This is a genomic window from Chitinophaga sp. 180180018-3 (assembly GCF_037893185.1).
Classification (GTDB): domain Bacteria; phylum Bacteroidota; class Bacteroidia; order Chitinophagales; family Chitinophagaceae; genus Chitinophaga.
This window is the reverse complement of the sequence record NZ_CP140772.1, coordinates 6,078,209-6,096,860: the sequence shown is the minus strand read 5'-3', so window position 1 is coordinate 6,096,860 and position 18,652 is coordinate 6,078,209. Positions and strand designations below refer to the sequence as shown.

Below are 18,652 nucleotides of genomic sequence, written 5' to 3'. Positions count from 1 at the left end.
GTAATTATTAATAATATTATTTTATAATCGCTTATAAAACAGTTTTTCAATCGTGCTTCCAAATATTGCATTAGATCAGTTACTACTGCTGGACATAGAAACCACTCCGGCTGCTCCCGCTCTGGAACAGGTACCTGAAAACATACAGGAGCTCTGGCGGGAAAAAATTGCAAAAACTGCGCCAGTTTCGGGAGAAGAGGATGCAGCATACGCCGACAGGGCAGGCATTTACGCTGAATTCGGGAAAATCATCTGTATTTCCGTGGGTTTTTTCAACCTGGAAGATAATCGCTATAAGCTCCGGCTGAAGTCGTTTTATAATGATGATGAAGCAATTGTACTAACAGGTTTCCTTGAATTGATAAATAAATTCTATGCGAAATACCCCCGCTTCCAGTTCGCCGGACATAATATCAAAGAATTTGATATTCCATTTATTTGCAGGAGGTCTGTTATCCATCAGTTATCTTTGCCCCAGCCTTTACAGTTGCATGGCTTCAAACCCTGGGAAGTTCCTATGCTCGATACCCTGCAACTGTGGCGCTTTGGCGATTTCAAACATTATATTTCCCTGAAACTGCTCACGGCTGTAATGGGGATCGAAACTCCCAAAGACGATATCGACGGCAGCATGGTCGCTAAAGTGTACTGGCAGGAGAGAGATCTGGAACGCATCGTTACCTATTGCCAGAAGGATGTACTCGCTGTAGCACAACTGCTGCTGAAATTCAAACGTCTGCCTTCGTTAAATCCGGAGACAGACATTGTGATTGTTAAATAACTAGTTCAATGGATTACCAGGATATTATCAGGGATTGGAAACAGCAGAAATTTAAATCATTATACTGGCTGGAAGGAGAGGAAGATTTTTTTATTGATCAGGTAACCAGCTATGCGGAACATCAGTTGCTGCCTGAATCCGAAAGAGGCTTTAACCTGACAGTGCTATATGGTAAGGACACTGACTGGGCTGCAGTGATTAATGCCTGTCGCAGGTATCCGATGTTTGCAGAACGGCAGGTGGTTTTGCTGAAGGAAGCACAGGCCATGCGCGATCTGTTGAAACTGGAAGCCTATATAGATAATCCCCTGACCTCCACCATATTTGTTGTAGCACATAAACAAGGCAAAATAGACGGGCGCAGTAAAATGGCGAAGCTGATAAAGGAACGGGGCGTGATGCTGTCTACCAAAAAATTATACGACAACCAACTACCTGCCTGGGTAGAGTCATATGTCAGCAGCCAGGGGCTGGCCATCACCCAGAAAGCCGCTATTCTGCTGGTAGATCATATCGGAAATGACCTCTCGCGTATCGCCAATGAGATCGATAAACTGCTGGTGAACCTGCCTGCCCAGAAAAAAATTGACGAAAGCGATATTGAGAAATATGTGGGCATCAGTAAGGAATACAACGTATTTGAACTGCAGAATGCCCTGGGCCAGAAGGATACCGGAAAAGTGTTCCGGATCATTGCTTATTTCGCTGCTAATCCCAAAGCAGCGCCCATTCAAATGACCCTGCCTGCGCTGTACAATTTTTTTGCAAAGGTCAACCTGGTCTTCAGCGTAAAAGGCGGAGAAAAAGAAATAGCAGCGGCCCTGGGCGTACATCCGTTTTTCGTGAAAGACTACCTGAATGCTGCCCGGCAGTACGGACCGGAAGGCACTGAAAAAGCCATCCTGCTGCTGCATCAGTATAACCTGCGGAGTATAGGCATTAACGATAGTGGAGTGGAAGATGGTGAACTGATGAAGGAACTCATGTATAAGGTCATCAACTAAATCCCGGAAACACGACCTATGAAATATTATATCCGCAAAACACTGTCAGTACTGTTGTGGATTATTGCGTCGCTGCTGGCGATCGTAGATGTTTTTTACCTGTATCTCTTCTTTTCGGGGGAATTATTAGAGGGTATCGATAAAGGTGCAGAATTTGCTACCACCTATACAATTGCCTCTATTCTGGTAATATTATTACTGGTTGGACTTACTGTACTGTGCGTCTTCGGGGCCATCAGACTGAGCAGGGGTGCTAAGAAACGGCAGGCGGTCATAGAATTCCTCGGAGAAAAATTCTGATCACTGCAACTGCAGGGTAGCCCGCGCCTGAACCGAATCCTTGTCCATCTGCACGATCAGGGCATCTATATTGTCGAACTTCTGGTTCGAACGAATGTATTCCACGAAGAAAACAGTCAGTACCTGCCCATATATATCTTCGTTGAAATCAAAAATATGCACTTCCAGGCGCAGGTCCGTTCCGTTAAAGGTAGGCCTGAACCCGATGCTCATCACCGCCGGAACCGGGGCAGGTGCGCCACTCAGCTGCGCCCATACAGCATAAATACCTTCGGCTGGTATCAGCTTTCTTTCATCAGTCAGATGCAGATTGGCTGTAGGATATCCCAGCTGCCGGCCCATTTTATCTCCATGCACCACCGTACCGCTGAGAAAATAGGTATAACCCAGTAATTCGTTGGCCAGGCTGATATCTCCTTCCTGCAGGCTCTTGCGGATCTTGGTGGAGCTGACGGTCAGTTCGTGTACTACCTGTTGCGGGATCTCTATCAGTTTGAAACCATATTGCTGCTGCTCGGCTTCCAGCAGTTCCAGTCCACCTTCGCGGTTATGACCAAAACGGTGGTCGTAGCCAATAATAATCGTATGCGGCTTGAACCGCGCTATCAGGAAGTCTTCCAGGTAGCTGCGGGCGCTCATTTCTGAGAATGCCTTCGTAAAAGGCACCACCACCAGGTGATCGATACCGGCTCTTTCCAATAGCACTATCTTTTCTGACAGCGTGGTCAGTAAGCGGATGTTATTGGGTCTGGGAGCCAGTACTTCCCGCGGATGCGGGTCGAAAGTAATGATCACGGTTTCCCCGTTACAACTGGCGGCAGCCTCTTTCAGCTGTTGCAAAATGAAGCGATGACCGGCATGAACGCCATCAAAAGTGCCTATCGTAATAACAGCATTACGGATCTCCGGTAAGTGGTCTAAATCCCTGTGAACCTGCATATAATTCAATAACTATCAAAAACGCCGTGCAAATCTAACACATTTGTTACTTTTGCAGCCTGAAGAATGTCTTTAATCAGTTTATTTTTTATTTACATACATATTTAGTTCCGGTGGATAATAACATTTACGCCAAACGCGGTGTTTCAGCAGGCAAGGAAGATGTGCATAATGCCATTAAAAATATTGACAAGGGACTTTTCCCTAAAGCATTTTGCAAAATAGTGCCCGATATCCTGGGTGGCGATGATGCTTATTGCAATATCATGCACGCCGATGGAGCGGGTACCAAGTCGTCACTGGCTTACATTTACTGGAAAGAAACCGGCGACCTCAGTGTCTGGAAAGGAATTGCGCAGGATGCCATCATCATGAACATGGACGACCTGCTTTGCGTGGGTGCTACGGACAATATCCTGTTGTCGTCTACCATCGGGCGCAACAAACAGCTGTTGCCCGGGGAAGTGATTGCCGCCATCATCAACGGTACAGAAGATATCCTTGCAGAACTGCGCAGCCACGGCATCAGCATCTGGTCTACCGGCGGCGAAACCGCCGACGTGGGCGACCTGGTGCGCACTATCATCGTGGATTCTACTGTAACCTGCCGAATGAAACGCGCCGATGTGATCTCCAACGACCGTATTCAGGCCGGCGATGTGGTAGTCGGACTCGCCTCTTACGGACAGGCTTCCTACGAAAGTGAGTATAATGGCGGCATGGGAAGTAACGGACTGACCAGTGCCCGTCATGATGTGTTCAATAAAACCATCGCTACCAAATATCCTGAGAGTTTCGACCCGAACATTCCTTTTGAACTGGTATTCAGTGGAAAGAAAGCGTTGACCGATAAAGTAGCAGTACCTGGGTTTGGTGATATTGATGCCGGCAGGCTGGTATTATCTCCCACGCGTACCTATGCGCCAGTGATCAGGAAAGTGCTGGAACAGTTCCGGCCGCAGATCCACGGCATGGTGCATTGCAGTGGTGGCGCTCAAACGAAAGTCCTGCACTTCATCGAGCAGCTGCACGTTATCAAGGATAACCTGTTCCCCATACCGCCTTTGTTCAGTCTGATCCAGGAACAATCAGGTACCCCCTGGAAAGAAATGTACCAGGTATTCAACATGGGCCACCGCATGGAATTGTATGTGCCCGAGGCCATCGCTGCCGATATCATCAACATTTCCAAAAGCTATAACATCGATGCTCAAATCATCGGACGTGTAGAAGCTGCAGAGAAAAAGAAAGTTACTGTGAAAGCGCCGGCAGGTGTTTTTGAGTACGAATAGTGGAGAGTGTTAAGAATTGAGAATATAGAATTAAGAAATAGCCCGAAGAATCGTAGCGATTGATAATAACATTATACGCTAAGATTCTTCGGGCTATTTCTTAATTCTTATTCCTGCAATGTGAACCGTATCGGCAGGTTAAACTGCACAGTCACGGTCCGTCCGTTTTGCAGGCCCGGGTTCCATTTGGGCATTGCTTTTACGACCCGCATAGCTTCTTCTTCCAGTCCGTATCCCAATACTTTTGTACCTACTGTGGCGATGTCACTGATGCTGCCATCCTGTTCTATCAGGAAACGGACAAACAAGGTACCGCTGGCACCCATTTCCTGAGCGAGCCTGGGATAATGAATGTTTTTTGAGAGATACTTTGCCAGGGCTTCTTCACCACCTTTAAACGTGGGCGGGGTTTCCACGAAAGTGAATATTTCCCTGTGATCCTCTGGCGATGTAAAATTAACATCAGGCGTTTCCGCAACGTCAGGAGTATGTATTGTTTCAGAGGGCGGCGTTGTATTGCTTTCATTGAGTACAAAGCGAACCGGCAGGTTAAACTGTACGGGAACGTTTTCATTGTTATGCCGGCCGGGTATCCACGCAGGCATCTGCCTGACAACGCGGACGGCTTCCTGATCGAGGCCATAGCCGGGCGTTTTGCCTACTGTTTTTATCTCCCGCGGTAATCCGTTTTCATCGATCTGGAACTGTACATATACAATTCCGCTGATCCCCTTTTCCAGGGCAGCTTTCGGATAATGGATATGTTTGGAAAGATAAGCTGCGAGCGCTGTTTCTCCACCCTTAAATACAGGTGGTTGTTCTACAAAGGTAAATACCTCTTTACTACGTGCAGGCGGCGCCGTTATAATACTATGATCGGCAAGAGTGGCAGTAAGCGCCCGAATGGCGGGTGGGCGCTTTTCGGCCACAAATGCAAGTGAGCAAAAGATAAAAATTGCCAGCGGCAGTACCAGTAACCGGCGCAGGTAGCTGAACCGTGGTGTATGAAGACGGGTCAGCATCAGTATTCTCCGTTTGATGGGCGGATGGAAAAAGTCGTTCGTGATGCTGAATTGTTTGCTTTGAAATGCCATCTGGAGGATGGTTTGCGCGTAGCCCGCCACTTCTTCGCCGGCAGCTTTCTTATCCGCCAGGAATTCATGTACAAGCGAAAGCTCCCGTCTGATCAGCAGAAAGAAAGGATTGATCCAGCAAACTGCTGTCACCAGTTCCATGAAAAGCTTGTCCATGCTGTGTTTTTCCTGCAGATGCACCAGCTCGTGCCGGAGAATCTGTTGCCCCTCCCGGCTTTGCAGGGAAGTTTGCTGATCCCAGAAAATATAGCTGAAAAAGGAAAAAGGTGCCTGTATACCCGGATGCTGTACGAACTGGTAGGGTGGAATATGTTGTACGCTGCTGCGGCGAACCAGGTTGAGGATACGCACCAGGTTTATAAGTATACGCAGTAACAGCAACGCAATGATGCCGGCATACACCAGGTTGATGGTTGTGCCGGAGCTGATGCCCTGTGGTGCAGGCGGGATAACGGCTTCCCGTATGCTAACGATCCGGCCGGTATAAGCCAGCATTCTGGAGCTTTCCCTGGCATGCCACGATAAAGGTATCTGCAGCAGGGGAGTAAGCAATGATACAATGGTGATAAGCAGCAGATAATACCGGTTCCACTGATGAAAACGGTGATTGCGGAGCGCAATGAAATAGTACCCGTACAATACCGCGGAACAGATCGTCACTTTCGCCAGATATAAGAGCAGTGTGGTCATGGCTTGTGTTTTTGGGAATCTTTGATTTTCTGTACCAGCTTCTCCAGCTCAGTAATACTGAGTTCTTTTTCCTTTACAAAGAAAGACACCATGTTACTGAAAGACCCGCCAAAATAGCCTTTTACGATATTGTTCACCGTTTTATGGCTATAGGCGTCTTTACTGACGAGGGCAAAATACTGGTGCGATTTGCCATATGCTTTATAATCTACAAATCCTTTTTCCATCAGGATTTTGATCAGGGTAGAAACAGTGTTGTAATGTGGTTTGGGCTCCGGCATCACTTCAATGATCTCTTTCACGAAGGCAGGTCCGGTTTCCCAGAGTGCCTGCATGATCTGCTCTTCTGCTTTGGTGAGCTGCTTCATAATCTGATTACTGTTTTCCGTTACAAGTTAAAACTAATTTGTTAGTTTACGAACTGCTTTTTTAGTTATACGGGACACAGAATTGTACTTAATTTGGTTATTTTTGTCGGAATAGGAAAACAATTACGAATTACGAATTCGTAATTGTTCTTCGTAATTTCATAAAAAACAGCAAGGAAATGACGTCTGAACAACCAATCATCCAATTAACCAATGCCAGTATATACCAGGGGAGTTCGCTGATATTATCTGATGTGAATATCACGGTGAATAAAGGAGAATTTGTGTACCTCATTGGCAGAACCGGAACCGGTAAATCCAGTTTGCTGAAGACTTTATACGGAGATCTGCCGTTGAAAGATGGTACTGGTCAGGTTGTGGGGTTTGATTTAAAAAAGATGGATTGGAAAAAAGTACCTTACCTTCGCCGGAATCTGGGGGTAGTGTTCCAGGATTTCCAGTTATTGACCGACCGCAATGTGCACGATAACCTGAAATTCGCGCTTCGTGCTACCGGCTGGCAGGACCCCAAGGAAATGGAGAGTAAGATAACAGATGTGCTGGAGAAAGTAGGGCTGGGTACCAAAGGTTTTAAAATGCCATATGAATTATCAGGCGGTGAGCAGCAGCGTGTGGATATTGCCCGGGCGATGCTCAACTCTCCCAAATTAATTCTGGCAGATGAGCCAACCGGTAACCTTGATCCTGAAACGTCAGACGGCATCATGCAGCTCCTGTTCCGTATCTGCCGCGAAGGTACCGCTATAGTAATGGCTACCCACGATTATATTGTACTACAGAAATTCCCGTCCAGGGTCCTTCGTACCGAAAACGGACGGGTAACAGATAACGCCGCTGTGAATTTTTCTTCTTAAAGAGTTGCTGAAGAAAGGTATATAGATGGTGATTGTCTCTCATTTATTATTAATTTTCGGTTAATTGGTAAATCCTTTTTTTTAAGTTACCTTTGCACCGGAAAAATAGCGACAACAAACATTATCATTATTTATTATTTTTTAAGATGTCTTACTTAACTGTTGAAAAGAAAGCCAATATTTTTAAAGAATTTGGCGGAAGTGAAAAAAATACCGGCTCTGTGGAAGCACAAATCGCACTGCTGACTGAGCGTATCAACAGCATTTCCAGTCACCTGAAAGAAAACAAGAAAGATTTTTCTACCCACCGTGGTCTGATGAAAATGGTTGGTCAGAGGAAGCGCCTGCTTTCTTACTTATCTAAAACTAATCTCTCCGGCTATCGTGCCCTGATCGAGAAATTAGGTATCAGAAAGTAACCATGACTTCATTATAGCGCTATTCCCAACTTTTAAGGTTGGGAATAGTTTTTTTGTATGTATACCTTTTGTTGTTCTTTAGAGACTAAAAAAGAATAACTTTATTTTTTTAATCCTCACTTTATTATGAATCTGACACCTATTTCAGTGAAGTTCGATATAGGAGACGGTCGGATGGTGACCATCGAAACAGGCAAATTGGCCCGCCAGGCCGATGGTGCTGTTACGGTGCGTTTAGGGAATGCGATTTTGCTGGCCACCGTGGTAGCAAATAAAGAACCCAAACCAGGCCAGTCTTTCTTCCCCCTTACAGTTGACTACCAGGAAAAATTTGCTTCTGCCGGACGTATTCCAGGCTCCTTCTTCAAACGCGAGGGCCGGTTATCTGACTACGAAGTGCTGATCTCCCGCCTGATTGATCGTGCGCTGCGTCCGCTGTTCCCCGATAACTATTTATGCGAAGTACAGGTGCTGGTTACCCTGATCTCTTCTGATCCGGAGGTAATGCCTGATGCTTTAGCCTGCCTGGCAGCATCCGCTGCACTGGCAGTATCCGATGTACCTATCCAGGAAATTATTTCTGAGGTTCGTGTTGCCCGCATCGAAGGCAAGTATGTGATTAACCCTAACCGCTCTGACCTCGCCAAAGCCGATATGGATTTCATCATTGGTGCTACCGACAAGAACATCATGATGGTGGAAGGCGAAAGTAAAGAGTGCCAGGAAGAAGACCTGATCCAGGCTATTGAAGCGGCACATGCTGCTATCAAGGTGCAGGTAAAAGCACAGGAAGAACTGCGTGATCTGAAAGGTGTGAAGGGCAAACGTGAATTTGCTTTACCTCACCACAACGAAGAATTAGAGGCGAAAGTAGCTGCTTTCGCGAAAGATAAAATTTACCAGGTTGCTAAATCTGCCTCTGCCAAGCACGATCGTGCTGAAGCTTTTGCGAAGATTTCAGAAGAACTGAAAGAGCACCTGGGCGAATTGCCGGAAGAAGACCAGCCACTGGTAGGAGAATACTTCCATGCACTGGAGAAAGAGGTAATACGCAACATGATCCTCGACGAATCTGTTCGCCTCGATGGTCGTAGCCTCGAGCAGGTACGTCCGCTGGCAATGGAAACAGATATACTGCCTTCCCCGCATGGATCTGCACTGTTCACCCGTGGTGAAACACAGTCACTGACCACTGTTACACTCGGTACTCCGGAAGATGAACTGCTGATCGAGAGTGCTGCTGTTTCTAATTATTCTAAATTTATCCTTCACTATAACTTCCCTCCGTTCTCTACCGGTGAAGTGAAAATGATGCGCGGCCCCGGCCGTCGTGAAGTTGGTCACGGTAACCTGGCGATGCGTTCCCTGAAGCAGATGATGCCGGGTAGCGATTACGCCTATACGGTAAGGGTGGTATCCGATATCCTCGAATCAAACGGTTCTTCCTCTATGGCTACCGTTTGCGCCGGCTCCCTCGCCCTGATGGATGCTGGTGTTCCTATTCCTAAGCACGTTTCCGGTGTGGCAATGGGCCTGATTTCCCGTGCTGCTGATGGAAAATGGGCGGTGTTAACTGACATCCTGGGAGATGAGGATCACCTCGGTGATATGGACTTTAAAGTAACAGGTACCCGTGATGGTATCGTAGGTATCCAGATGGATATTAAAGTAGATGGTCTGAGTATGGATGTAATGCGCTCTGCGCTGGCTCAAGCCCGCAAAGGCCGCCTGCATATCATTGAGGCCATGTACGAAGCCGTACCTGCTGCCCGTCCTGAACCTAAACCACATGCTCCACGCATGGAGAAGATCATCATCGATCGCGAATTTATTGGTGCAGTGATTGGACCCGGTGGAAAGGTGATACAGGAAATCCAACGCGAAACCGGTACTACTATCAATATCGAAGAAGTAGGCGAAACCGGCGAAGTGAGCATCTTCTCTGCACAGAAAGATGGTCTGGACAGAGCTGTTGCCTGGGTTAAAGGAATTATTGCCGTGCCTGAAGTAGGCGAGGTGTACGACTCCGTAGTAAAATCAATCATGCCTTATGGTGCTTTCGTAGAGTTCATGCCTGGTAAACAAGGCCTGCTTCACATCTCTGAAGTTTCCTGGAAACGCCTGGAAACAATGGAAGGTGTACTCAGCGAAGGTGAAAAAGTAAAAGTGAAACTCACCGGTACAGATCCTAAAACCGGTAAGTTCAAACTTAGCCGCAAAGTGCTGATGCCTAAACCCGAAGGATACGTAGAACGCGAAGACCGTGGAGAGCGTGGCGACAGAGGCGATTTCCGTGATCGCGGAGATCGTGGCGACAGACGCGGTGGTCATCGTGACGACAGACGCGGTGGTGGCGACAGGCGCGATTTCAATCGTGGCGACAGAGGCGACAGACGCAGCGGTGGAGATAATTCTTCTCAGAACGCCGGTCCTGAAAAGCCACAGGAGCCAATGTTCGACGAATAAGAAACAACTACTGTTAAAATAAAAACAGCGAAGACTATACGATATCGTATAGTCTTCGCTGTTTTTGCTGATAGCTGAATGCTAGTACCTTTTTGTAAGTTGTTCTACCCGGAAAGTACTTTCCCTGAAAATTTCCTTACCACTGTTCAGACGGAACACCCGGTAATTATTGCCTTGTATAGGTTCTGCAATCATTTTGTAAGATGGCTGCAGCGCTTTGCTGCTTCTGTCGATCACTCTTACAGTACCTGCCGCCAGCAGGTCGGGCAGCAGTTCTTCTACATAGGGAGCCATGATACCACCATCTTCTGCCCATAACATATTCATTCTGCCTGTACTATAGGCAAAGTCTTTGTTGGTGCTATCTTCCAGATAACAAAAAGCCTTACGGAAATGGTTACCCATGTCTACGGCATTCAGTCTTGCGAATGTTACGCTGTTAAATACCCGGTTGTTATATTGACTATTGCGCAGGGCCGTATCTTTCGATAACATATATTCATACAGCACCTGCCGGTCGAATATCATGGTTACATTTTCGGTCTGATAGATGATGGAATCGGTAACTGGATCCGGGGGCTGTTTGGTTTTGATAACCTGCGACCAGCCTGTAACAGACAACAGTATGCCTGTTGCCAGCATAAGTAGTGTTTTCATAGGATATGATATAATATTTTAATCAAATATAATAATATTAAAATAATTACGAGTCAAACTACCATAACGTTTAACCCATCAATTGCCTATCTTTGCCGCCTATGTCACACATTGCCATTACTATAAAAGCTGACGCAGGGCAGGCTGAGTTGTTGATTGCACATTTGTCGGAGTTAGGTTATGAAGGCTTCGAGGAGCAGACAGACGCACTGATCGCTTACATTCCCGAAACAGATTTTGATGAAACCGTGCTGCAGGAAACATTGCAGCCTTACGGTGTTGCCTATACGAAAGAAACTATTCAACCAGTGAACTGGAATGAGGTGTGGGAAAGTAATTTTCAGCCGGTGCGGGTAGATGATTTCTGCGGAATCAGGGCGGCGTTCCATGCTCCGTTTGATCCGGCGCCTGTGTATGAGATTGTGATCACGCCCAAGATGGCGTTTGGTACCGGGCATCATGCCACCACTTCTTCCATGATCAGGCTGATGAAAGACCTCGCTATTGAAGGCAAACGGGTATTTGATTTTGGCACCGGAACCGGTATCCTGGCCATCCTTGCGGAAATGATGGGAGCTGCCGAAGTAGAAGCGATCGATAATGATGAATGGGCGGTGAATAACACGCTGGAGAATGTGGCTGCCAATGCAATGAATAAGGTAAAAGTCTGGCAGGCGGATAATCTTGATGCTATTACCGGAAAATACGATATCTTGCTGGCGAATATTAATTACAACATTCTGCTCCGGTTTATGGGAGATATGCGGAAGCTGGTACAACCCGGCGGGAAGCTTTTATTAAGCGGCATACTTCCAACAGATGAGGAAAATATCACAGAAGCGGCTGTTTCTCAGGGCTTTGTGAAAGAAAAACGAGTGGAAAAAGACAACTGGCTGGCATTGGAGTTTGTAACACCTGTAGCGTAATGGATTAAAATCATATATGAAACGTGTTGATAATCCAACTTTTGTGTTACAATCTTTTCTAATATTCTCTCTATTTTAACATAGAATTTGTTATCTTAGCATTCCTAACTTGTAGTGATGATAGAAATTATATTGCTTATTTGTGCTTATCTGATAGGATCTGTCCCTACCGCTGTCTGGGTAAGTAGAGGTGTTTTTGGTATGGATATCCGGGAGTATGGCAGTGGCAATGCCGGTGCTACCAATACTTTCAGGGTACTTGGACCAAAAGCCGGAACATTTGTGATGGTGGTGGATATGCTGAAGGGTGTTTTAGCAGTACGGTTAGCTTACCTGGCTCCCTATTATCATGATCCTGAGCATCTTACTCAACTTGTAAATCTTCAGATCGGGTTAGGATTGGCAGCTGTGGTAGGACATATTTTCCCTATCTGGGCTAATTTCAAGGGCGGTAAGGGTATCGCTACACTGTTCGGGCTGGTGCTGGCTATTCAACCGCTGGTAGCGCTGTGTTGTGTGGGTGTATTTCTTATGATACTTTTTCTGACCAGGTATGTTTCACTGAGTTCTATCATTGCGAGTATCGCGTTTCCGATATTGATACTATATATTTTTAACGAGCCGGAGATATTTTACCGCATCTTTGCCATTGCTGTAGCGTTGATGGTGGTATTGACCCATCAGAAAAATATCACGCGTTTATTGAAAGGAGTGGAAAATAAAGTACCGTTATTCCGGAACAAAAAAGACAAAAACTAGTTATAAATTATAACAAAAAGTATAAAGCAGAAAGCAATGGCATTAAATGTGCATGCTTTTTGCTTTTTGCGTTTTACGCAGACTAAAATTAATGCTCCCATGAAAAAGTATGTCTTATTCTTTACTGCAGGACTTTCACTGGCTGCCTGTACCCGTGTTCCCATTACAGGTCGTAGTCAGCTAACCCTGCTTCCTGAAAGCACAATGCAGTCGATGGCATTGCAGCAATATCAGAGCTTTCTGAGCGAGAACAAAGTGGTAGCGCAGTCTACCAGCCGGGATGCCGAAATGGTAAGAAGGGTTGGGCAGCGCATTGCCAATGCTGTTACCCGTTATATGACCCAGAATAATATGGCCGCCGAGATTTCCAGCTATAAATGGGAGTTCAATCTGGTAGACAGTAAAGAAGTGAATGCCTGGTGTATGCCGGGTGGTAAAGTAGTAGTATACACTGGTTTGTTGCCGGTTACGCAGAATGAAACTGCCCTGGCTTGTGTGATGGGGCACGAAATTGCGCACGCTATTGCCCGTCATGGTAACGAGCGTATGAGTAAGGGCCTTGTGATGCAGGGTATCGAAGTAGCAGGCGCGGTAGCGCTGAACAAAAACCCGACTGCTGTAAATCTCTTCAACCAGGCTTTCGGTGTAGGTGGTAATCTTGGAATGCTGGCTTTTTCCCGTGCTAACGAACTGGAAGCTGATCACCTTGGTGTAATATTCATGGCAATGGCTGGTTATAACCCACAGGAAGCCATTCCCTTCTGGCAGCGCATGGCTAACATGAGCAATGGCCAGAAACCTCCTGAATTCCTCAGCACGCACCCCAGCGATGCAACCCGTGTGCAGAAGCTGCAGCAGCTGATGCCGGAAGCGATGAAGTATTATACTCCAGGGAGGAGTTAAGAAACAGGAATGAAAAAATAACAGGAAGACCTTAGTGATGATATGATCAATCGCTAAGGTCTTCCTGTTATTTCTTCATTCTAATTCGTAATTTTCTCTGTAAGAATTTCCACTACTTTCCGATTCTTCTGCGCTTTCATCTTATCGGGAATGTGAATCAGGATTTCTTTCCTGAACGCTTCTATCAGCGCCTGTTTGATAAAGTGACGATGTGTTACAAGGCTGATCTCACGCACCGGCTCCGGGGCTTTGAAAAAGCGGACCATGTTCAATTGACGGGAAGAGAGATCCTGTAAGGAGAGCTCCGGCAGGATGGTGTATCCTTCGTTCAGATCCACCATTCTTTTCAATGTTTCCACACTGCCGGTATTGTATTCGAGGTTTTTATTGTCGCCCATGGTGAACTTATCTTTGCAGATATTTAATACCTGGTTACGCATACAATGGCCCTCGTTGAGCAACCATACATCCTTGATGTCGAGATCTTCTGACCTGACGATCTTTTTTTCGAACAGCGGATGCGTTTTGGAAGTATATACTACAAATGTTTCATAGAAGAGCGGCGTTTCCTCCAGGTGCGGATTGTGAAGGGGAGTAGCCAGCAGTCCGCAGTCCAGCAGTTCCTGCTTCAGTTGTTGCATGATCTGCTCGGTAGGATATTCCCATATCTCCAGCTTTACCCGGGGGTATTTCTTCATGAAACCCGTCAGGATACGCGGTAGCAGGTATGGCGCCAGGGTAGGAATAATACCTACTTTCAGGTTCCCCTGGACTTCCTTTTTCTGGTCGGCAATTATTTCACGGATCCGGGCATTTTCCTTGATAATGATCCTCGCCTGGGCTATCACAGAAACACCGATTTCAGTAGGTACCACCGGCAGTTTGCTGCGATCAAACAGCTTAATACCCAATTCATCTTCCAGTTTCTGTATCTGCATACTCAACGTCGGCTGTGTCACAAAACATTTTTCCGCTGCCACCACAAAACTTCTATAGGTGTCTACCGCAACAATGTATTCCAATTGAACTGTCGTCATTACCTTATGATTGTAAAGGCAAAGATATCAATAAAATCTATAGAAAGTTGATTCTAATCATGAGTGAAATTACGAATCAGGAGAGAAGAATTAAGAAATAACAAGAAGACCTTAGCGATTGATAATTAGTCGCTAAGGTCTTCTTGTTATTCCTTAATATTCGTAATACTTCGTTAGAAGATTCTGTATCTGTACTTAATTTTTTCGGTATTAGTATACAACTCCCTGATATTAATAGATGCCTGTATTTCGTTTACAGCTTCTGTTTTCAGGTTTCTGAACTCGCCTTGTTTGTTATCGATGATACTTTTATCGGCCAGTCCATTGTCCTGGGCGATCTTCAGTGAGTTATTCACTTTGGCGTAGTAAGAGTCCAGCAGCGTAAAGTATTCGTTGTAAAGGTTCTCGAAGCGCTTAGTCTGTAGTACCAGGTCTTCCAGCTGGTTATTCACTTCTTTCAGGGAAGAGTTTTCACGCAGCAGGGATTCATAATCCACTCTTTTTCCCTTAGTGTATTTTTCTTCCAGCTTATTAAAATAATCCACTACTTTCTCCTTTTTGAAATCGAAGAAATAGTCGTTCATCGTCTGGCTCAGCGGTTTGTTTCCTTTTTGCGGAGCGGGAAATTTCAGTGAAGTGGCGGTGAATGACAGATGGTCGAACAGGTTATCCTGTAACAGGCTTAACTGATCTTTATTGAAGTTCAAACCATATTCGAACTTCTGATTCGCATCGTTGAGCGCGGTGTAATATACTACGTACTTATTCAGCTCTTTCTCGAATTCCTGCAGGGATTTCTGATTGATCTGTTTGTTGTTCACGCTCACGCTATGCAGGAAGTTCATCACTGAATTGGCAATAGCCAGTGGAGGCGTGAGTGAGGTGAAACTCTGGAATATCGGGCTGTTGATGATAGACTTGGTAGATTCTACTATTTTAGAATTCTTCTCGCCTTTATCCCCTTTATTCTTCAGGATAATCTTTTCTACCAGCTCCACGATGCGATCGCTCAGTGAAAATCCAAGTGCCTTACTTTCCGGGTTGTTCAGCGAGGTGATAAATACATCGAGGTTGTTGGTAGTAGTACGTGATTTTAGATCTATGATTTTTTTATTGAGTAAATAATAGGTTTCACTGGCGTTAATGATATTATTTTTGATTAATTCGTACTTGGTGATATTGTCGATTTCCTTTCCCTGTAAGAGTGCCTGTATAGCATTGGAATTCTGTTTATCATTATCAGTAATACGTTGTACTTCTTCAATCAGTTTGCGGATAGTGGTGTCCTGGGTCTTGATCACCGGGGCGGTAGTGCCTTTCAATTCCGGATCCTGGGCTTGGGCTGCGTGGAAGCTGAGAAGTAAGGCGAGCGGAGCTGGTATTACTTTTACCCATCCTGCAGTGAAATATTTCCGGGCCGGTTTTACTAACGGTAATGACTCATCGGACTTAACAGTCGACAGTTTATCATGCTTCATTTCCGTTGGTAGGTGTCTTAACATGTTGTTTTTGCTTTTTGTTAACAAAAAATTAAGAAAATATGATGCCAAAAACATCATCAGGCAAAGATAAATAATTAATAACAGTTAAAATTAAATCATGATGGGTGGCGAAATAAGGCTTTTCAGCGATATATTTTGTATTATCAGCAGGTGACTTACCTTTGCAGCCAAATTTGATCCAAATTTCATGCTTAATAACAAAAAGATTGTAGTTGTACTGCCAGCCTACAATGCAGCGCTTACACTGGAAAGAACTTTCCAGGAGATCCCTTTTGAAATAGTTGATGACGTAGTATTGGTGGATGATGCCAGTAAAGATGAAACCCTGGAGGTGGGCCGCAAGCTGGGGATCAAGCACCTGATTCGTCATGATAATAACAAAGGATATGGCGGGAATCAGAAATCCTGTTATAATAAAGCGCTGGAGCTTGGTGCCGACATTGTAGTGATGTTGCACCCCGACTATCAGTACACGCCCAAACTGATCCTGGCTATGTGCAGTATCATTGCAAACGACGTGTATCCGGTGGTGTTTGGATCAAGGATATTGGGCAAGGGAGCATTGAAAGGAGGAATGCCGGCCTATAAGTATATATTTAATCGTTTCTTAACATTAAGCCAGAACATCCTGATAGGGCAGAAGCTGAGTGAATATCATACAGGATACCGTGTTTTCTCTGCAGAAGTATTGCGGAATATCAACTATATGGCTAATAGTGATGATTTTGTATTTGATAACGAAATGGTATCGCAGATTTTCATGAAAGGCTACGATATTGCAGAAGTTACCTGTCCGACCAAATACTTTGATGAAGCTTCCAGTATCAATTTCAAACGTAGTGCTATATACGGAATGGGGGTACTGAGGGTGTCTTTGCAGCACAGGCTGCATATGTGGGGATTGATGAAAGGAAGGATCTATTAAAAAAACAGTCAGTGAGTTTAGCGCAACAATATAATTTAGCCGGAAAGTACCTGAAGTATTATTTCACATCTGATAACCGTCATGATGTACATTCTCCGTTTGTATTTTCATTGATAGAGGATGTGTTGAGAGATAAGAAACAATATCCGGCCTTCAGGGACATAGAAGCATTGCGCAAACAACTGTTGCATAGTAATGAAACGTTGGTGGTAACCGACCTGGGAGCAGGCTCCCTGATATCGGCCGGTAATGAGCGGAGAGTAAGAGATATTACCCGTTATGCCGCAAAACAGCCCAAATTCGGGCAGTTCTTCTACCGGCTGATACAATACCTTCAACCAAAGCGGATACTTGAATTAGGGACTTCTATGGGGCTTTCTACAGCATATATGGCAAAGGCAGTGCCCCAGGCAAAGGTCTATACCATAGAAGGCTGCCCGAATATTGCTGCCCGTGCTGCCAAAAACTTTGAAGCCCTGCAGCTCCGTAATATTTCCCAGGTGACCGGTAACTTCGATGATGTGCTGCCGGAAGTATTAAAACAAATGCAGTTGCCGGATTTGGTGTATATAGATGGAAATCACCGTAAAGATCCGACGCTGGCGTACTTCAGGCAATGCCTGCAGTTTGCAGACGAATATTCTGTTTTTATATTTGACGACATTCACTGGACCCCTGATATGGAGGCCGCCTGGCATACCATTCAGGAACACCCGCAGGTGACCATGACCATTGATCTCTTTTTCATCGGACTGGTATTTTTCCGTAAAGATTTCAGGGTGAAACAGCATTTTACGCTGAAATACTGATTCACAGGTAGTATATTCGGGTAAAATTCCCCGTTATGAATTACCTGAAAGCCTTTCTTTTTTGCTGCCTGCTGATCAGTGGCCTGGCTGCCACTGCACAGGATCTCTCCCAATACAGCTACGGATCATTCAGTCGCCATGGCAATGTACTCCGGTACCGGTTGCTGAAGCCATTGAATTATAATAAGCATAAGAAATATCCACTCATTATTTTCCTGCACGGATCAGGTGAAAGGGGTACCGACAACAACGCCCAGCTGCTGCATGGTGGCGATATGTTCCTGAGAGACAGCATCAGGGAGCATTACCCGGCATTTGTATTATTTCCCCAATGCCCGGATGGGCAATCATGGGCTGCTATGAAGCTGCAGCGCGATACCTCCGGTAAGATCATCCGGGCCGATTTTCCTATGGATGAACCTTCCACTCCGCCTACTGCATTGCTGAATCAGCTGCTCGACAGCCTGCTGGCAAGTGGAAAAGTAGATAAACGAAAAGTTTATATAGGCGGGTTATCGCTTGGAGGTATGGGAACATTTTACATGATCACCAAACGCCCTGAGCTTTTCGCCGCCGCTTTCCCTATCTGCGGTGCAGGAGATGTTGCATCTGCCGACCGCTTCGCTAAAAAAGTAGCTATCTGGATCTTTCACGGTGGCGCTGATCCCGTAGTGCCTGTTGAAGCTTCCCGCGCTTATGATGCCCGGCTTAAAACCCTGGGCGCCGATGAAAAATACACGGAATATCCGGGTGTTGGACATAATAGCTGGGATAATATGTTTGTAGAGCCGGGATTTATGGGGTGGCTGTTTGGTAAAATTAAGAATTAGGAATATAGCATGAAGAGCGACGATCTTAGCGAGTAATATAGTATTTTACTACTCGCTAAGATCGTCGCTCTTCATT

The 18,652-nt window shown here is 45.5% G+C and carries 19 protein-coding genes; 13 read left to right on the top strand and 6 right to left on the bottom strand.

Translation table 11 applies throughout. The features are described 5' to 3' along the window. Positions 1-52 precede the first annotated feature (52 nt). Genes UNH61_RS23705 through UNH61_RS23695 form a run of 3 tightly spaced genes read left to right on the top strand, consistent with a single transcriptional unit; the run spans position 53 to position 2,085 of the window. Positions 53-781, top strand: coding sequence for a ribonuclease H-like domain-containing protein (locus UNH61_RS23705; protein ID WP_326994497.1), 729 nt, complete (start codon positions 53-55; stop codon positions 779-781). Positions 782-789: 8 nt separating this feature from the next. After that, positions 790-1,785 (top strand): DNA polymerase III subunit delta, encoded by a 996-nt coding sequence (holA, locus tag UNH61_RS23700; RefSeq protein WP_326994496.1) that lies wholly within the window; start codon positions 790-792, stop codon positions 1,783-1,785. 18 nt (positions 1,786-1,803) lie between these two features. Further along, positions 1,804-2,085, top strand: coding sequence for a hypothetical protein (locus tag UNH61_RS23695; protein WP_326994495.1), 282 nt, complete (start codon positions 1,804-1,806; stop codon positions 2,083-2,085). Here the strand turns inward: UNH61_RS23695 and UNH61_RS23690 are convergent, their stop codons facing one another. Next, positions 2,086-3,024 carry a bifunctional riboflavin kinase/FAD synthetase gene (locus UNH61_RS23690; protein WP_326994494.1) on the bottom strand — a complete coding sequence of 313 codons (939 nt, stop codon included), beginning with the start codon at positions 3,022-3,024 and terminating at the stop codon, positions 2,086-2,088. 113 nt (positions 3,025-3,137) lie between these two features. Here UNH61_RS23690 and UNH61_RS23685 point away from each other — a divergent pair, with 113 nt between their 5' ends. Further along, positions 3,138-4,316: an AIR synthase related protein gene (locus tag UNH61_RS23685; RefSeq protein ID WP_326994493.1), complete on the top strand. Its 1,179-nt coding sequence runs from the start codon at positions 3,138-3,140 to the stop codon at positions 4,314-4,316. A gap of 107 nt (positions 4,317-4,423) precedes the next feature. Here the strand turns inward: UNH61_RS23685 and UNH61_RS23680 are convergent, their stop codons facing one another. Both UNH61_RS23680 and UNH61_RS23675 read right to left on the bottom strand, forming a co-directional pair. Continuing rightward, the gene (locus tag UNH61_RS23680; protein WP_326994492.1) at positions 4,424-6,100 is read right to left on the bottom strand and encodes a M56 family metallopeptidase; all 1,677 of its coding nucleotides are present in this window, start codon (positions 6,098-6,100) and stop codon (positions 4,424-4,426) included. Continuing rightward, positions 6,097-6,468: a BlaI/MecI/CopY family transcriptional regulator gene (locus UNH61_RS23675; RefSeq protein WP_326994491.1), complete on the bottom strand. Its 372-nt coding sequence runs from the start codon at positions 6,466-6,468 to the stop codon at positions 6,097-6,099. Before UNH61_RS23675 ends, UNH61_RS23680 begins: the two co-directional genes overlap by 4 nt. Before the next feature lie 179 nt (positions 6,469-6,647). Here UNH61_RS23675 and UNH61_RS23670 point away from each other — a divergent pair, with 179 nt between their 5' ends. The 3 genes from UNH61_RS23670 to UNH61_RS23660 all read left to right on the top strand — a co-directional run bounded on the left by UNH61_RS23670 (position 6,648) and on the right by UNH61_RS23660 (position 10,228). Continuing rightward, positions 6,648-7,343 carry an ATP-binding cassette domain-containing protein gene (locus tag UNH61_RS23670; RefSeq protein ID WP_326994490.1) on the top strand — a complete coding sequence of 232 codons (696 nt, stop codon included), beginning with the start codon at positions 6,648-6,650 and terminating at the stop codon, positions 7,341-7,343. A gap of 146 nt (positions 7,344-7,489) precedes the next feature. Beyond that, complete coding sequence (rpsO, locus tag UNH61_RS23665) at positions 7,490-7,762, top strand: 30S ribosomal protein S15 (protein ID WP_326994489.1); 273 nt, start codon at positions 7,490-7,492, stop codon at positions 7,760-7,762. Between the two features lie 126 nt (positions 7,763-7,888). Beyond that, positions 7,889-10,228, top strand: coding sequence for a polyribonucleotide nucleotidyltransferase (locus UNH61_RS23660; RefSeq protein ID WP_326994488.1), 2,340 nt, complete (start codon positions 7,889-7,891; stop codon positions 10,226-10,228). Between the two features lie 81 nt (positions 10,229-10,309). On the opposite strand, the gene UNH61_RS23655 is transcribed toward UNH61_RS23660, so the two are convergent. Next, entirely contained in the window at positions 10,310-10,885 is a 576-nt protein-coding gene (locus UNH61_RS23655) for a hypothetical protein (protein ID WP_326994487.1), read from the bottom strand. 101 nt (positions 10,886-10,986) lie between these two features. Here UNH61_RS23655 and prmA point away from each other — a divergent pair, with 101 nt between their 5' ends. The 3 genes from prmA to UNH61_RS23640 all read left to right on the top strand — a co-directional run bounded on the left by prmA (position 10,987) and on the right by UNH61_RS23640 (position 13,473). Next, entirely contained in the window at positions 10,987-11,811 is an 825-nt protein-coding gene (gene prmA / locus UNH61_RS23650) for a 50S ribosomal protein L11 methyltransferase (RefSeq protein ID WP_326994486.1), read from the top strand. 117 nt (positions 11,812-11,928) lie between these two features. Further along, positions 11,929-12,570: a glycerol-3-phosphate 1-O-acyltransferase PlsY gene (gene plsY / locus UNH61_RS23645; protein ID WP_326994485.1), complete on the top strand. Its 642-nt coding sequence runs from the start codon at positions 11,929-11,931 to the stop codon at positions 12,568-12,570. Between the two features lie 99 nt (positions 12,571-12,669). Next, a complete protein-coding gene (locus tag UNH61_RS23640; protein WP_326994484.1) occupies positions 12,670-13,473 on the top strand; it encodes a M48 family metallopeptidase in 804 nt (267 codons plus the stop codon). A gap of 80 nt (positions 13,474-13,553) precedes the next feature. Here the strand turns inward: UNH61_RS23640 and UNH61_RS23635 are convergent, their stop codons facing one another. Next, positions 13,554-14,510 carry a LysR substrate-binding domain-containing protein gene (locus UNH61_RS23635; RefSeq protein ID WP_326994483.1) on the bottom strand — a complete coding sequence of 319 codons (957 nt, stop codon included), beginning with the start codon at positions 14,508-14,510 and terminating at the stop codon, positions 13,554-13,556. A gap of 173 nt (positions 14,511-14,683) precedes the next feature. Then, entirely contained in the window at positions 14,684-16,012 is a 1,329-nt protein-coding gene (locus UNH61_RS23630; protein ID WP_326994482.1) for a hypothetical protein, read from the bottom strand. Positions 16,013-16,199: 187 nt separating this feature from the next. Here UNH61_RS23630 and UNH61_RS23625 point away from each other — a divergent pair, with 187 nt between their 5' ends. Genes UNH61_RS23625 through UNH61_RS23615 form a run of 3 tightly spaced genes read left to right on the top strand, consistent with a single transcriptional unit; the run spans position 16,200 to position 18,576 of the window. Then, positions 16,200-16,937 carry a glycosyltransferase family 2 protein gene (locus UNH61_RS23625; RefSeq protein WP_326994481.1) on the top strand — a complete coding sequence of 246 codons (738 nt, stop codon included), beginning with the start codon at positions 16,200-16,202 and terminating at the stop codon, positions 16,935-16,937. Positions 16,938-16,948: 11 nt separating this feature from the next. Further along, positions 16,949-17,746, top strand: a complete 798-nt coding sequence (locus tag UNH61_RS23620) for a class I SAM-dependent methyltransferase (RefSeq protein ID WP_326994480.1) — start codon at positions 16,949-16,951, stop codon at positions 17,744-17,746. 35 nt (positions 17,747-17,781) lie between these two features. Continuing rightward, a complete protein-coding gene (locus UNH61_RS23615; RefSeq protein WP_326994479.1) occupies positions 17,782-18,576 on the top strand; it encodes a prolyl oligopeptidase family serine peptidase in 795 nt (264 codons plus the stop codon). The last annotated feature ends 76 nt before the right edge of the window (positions 18,577-18,652 follow it).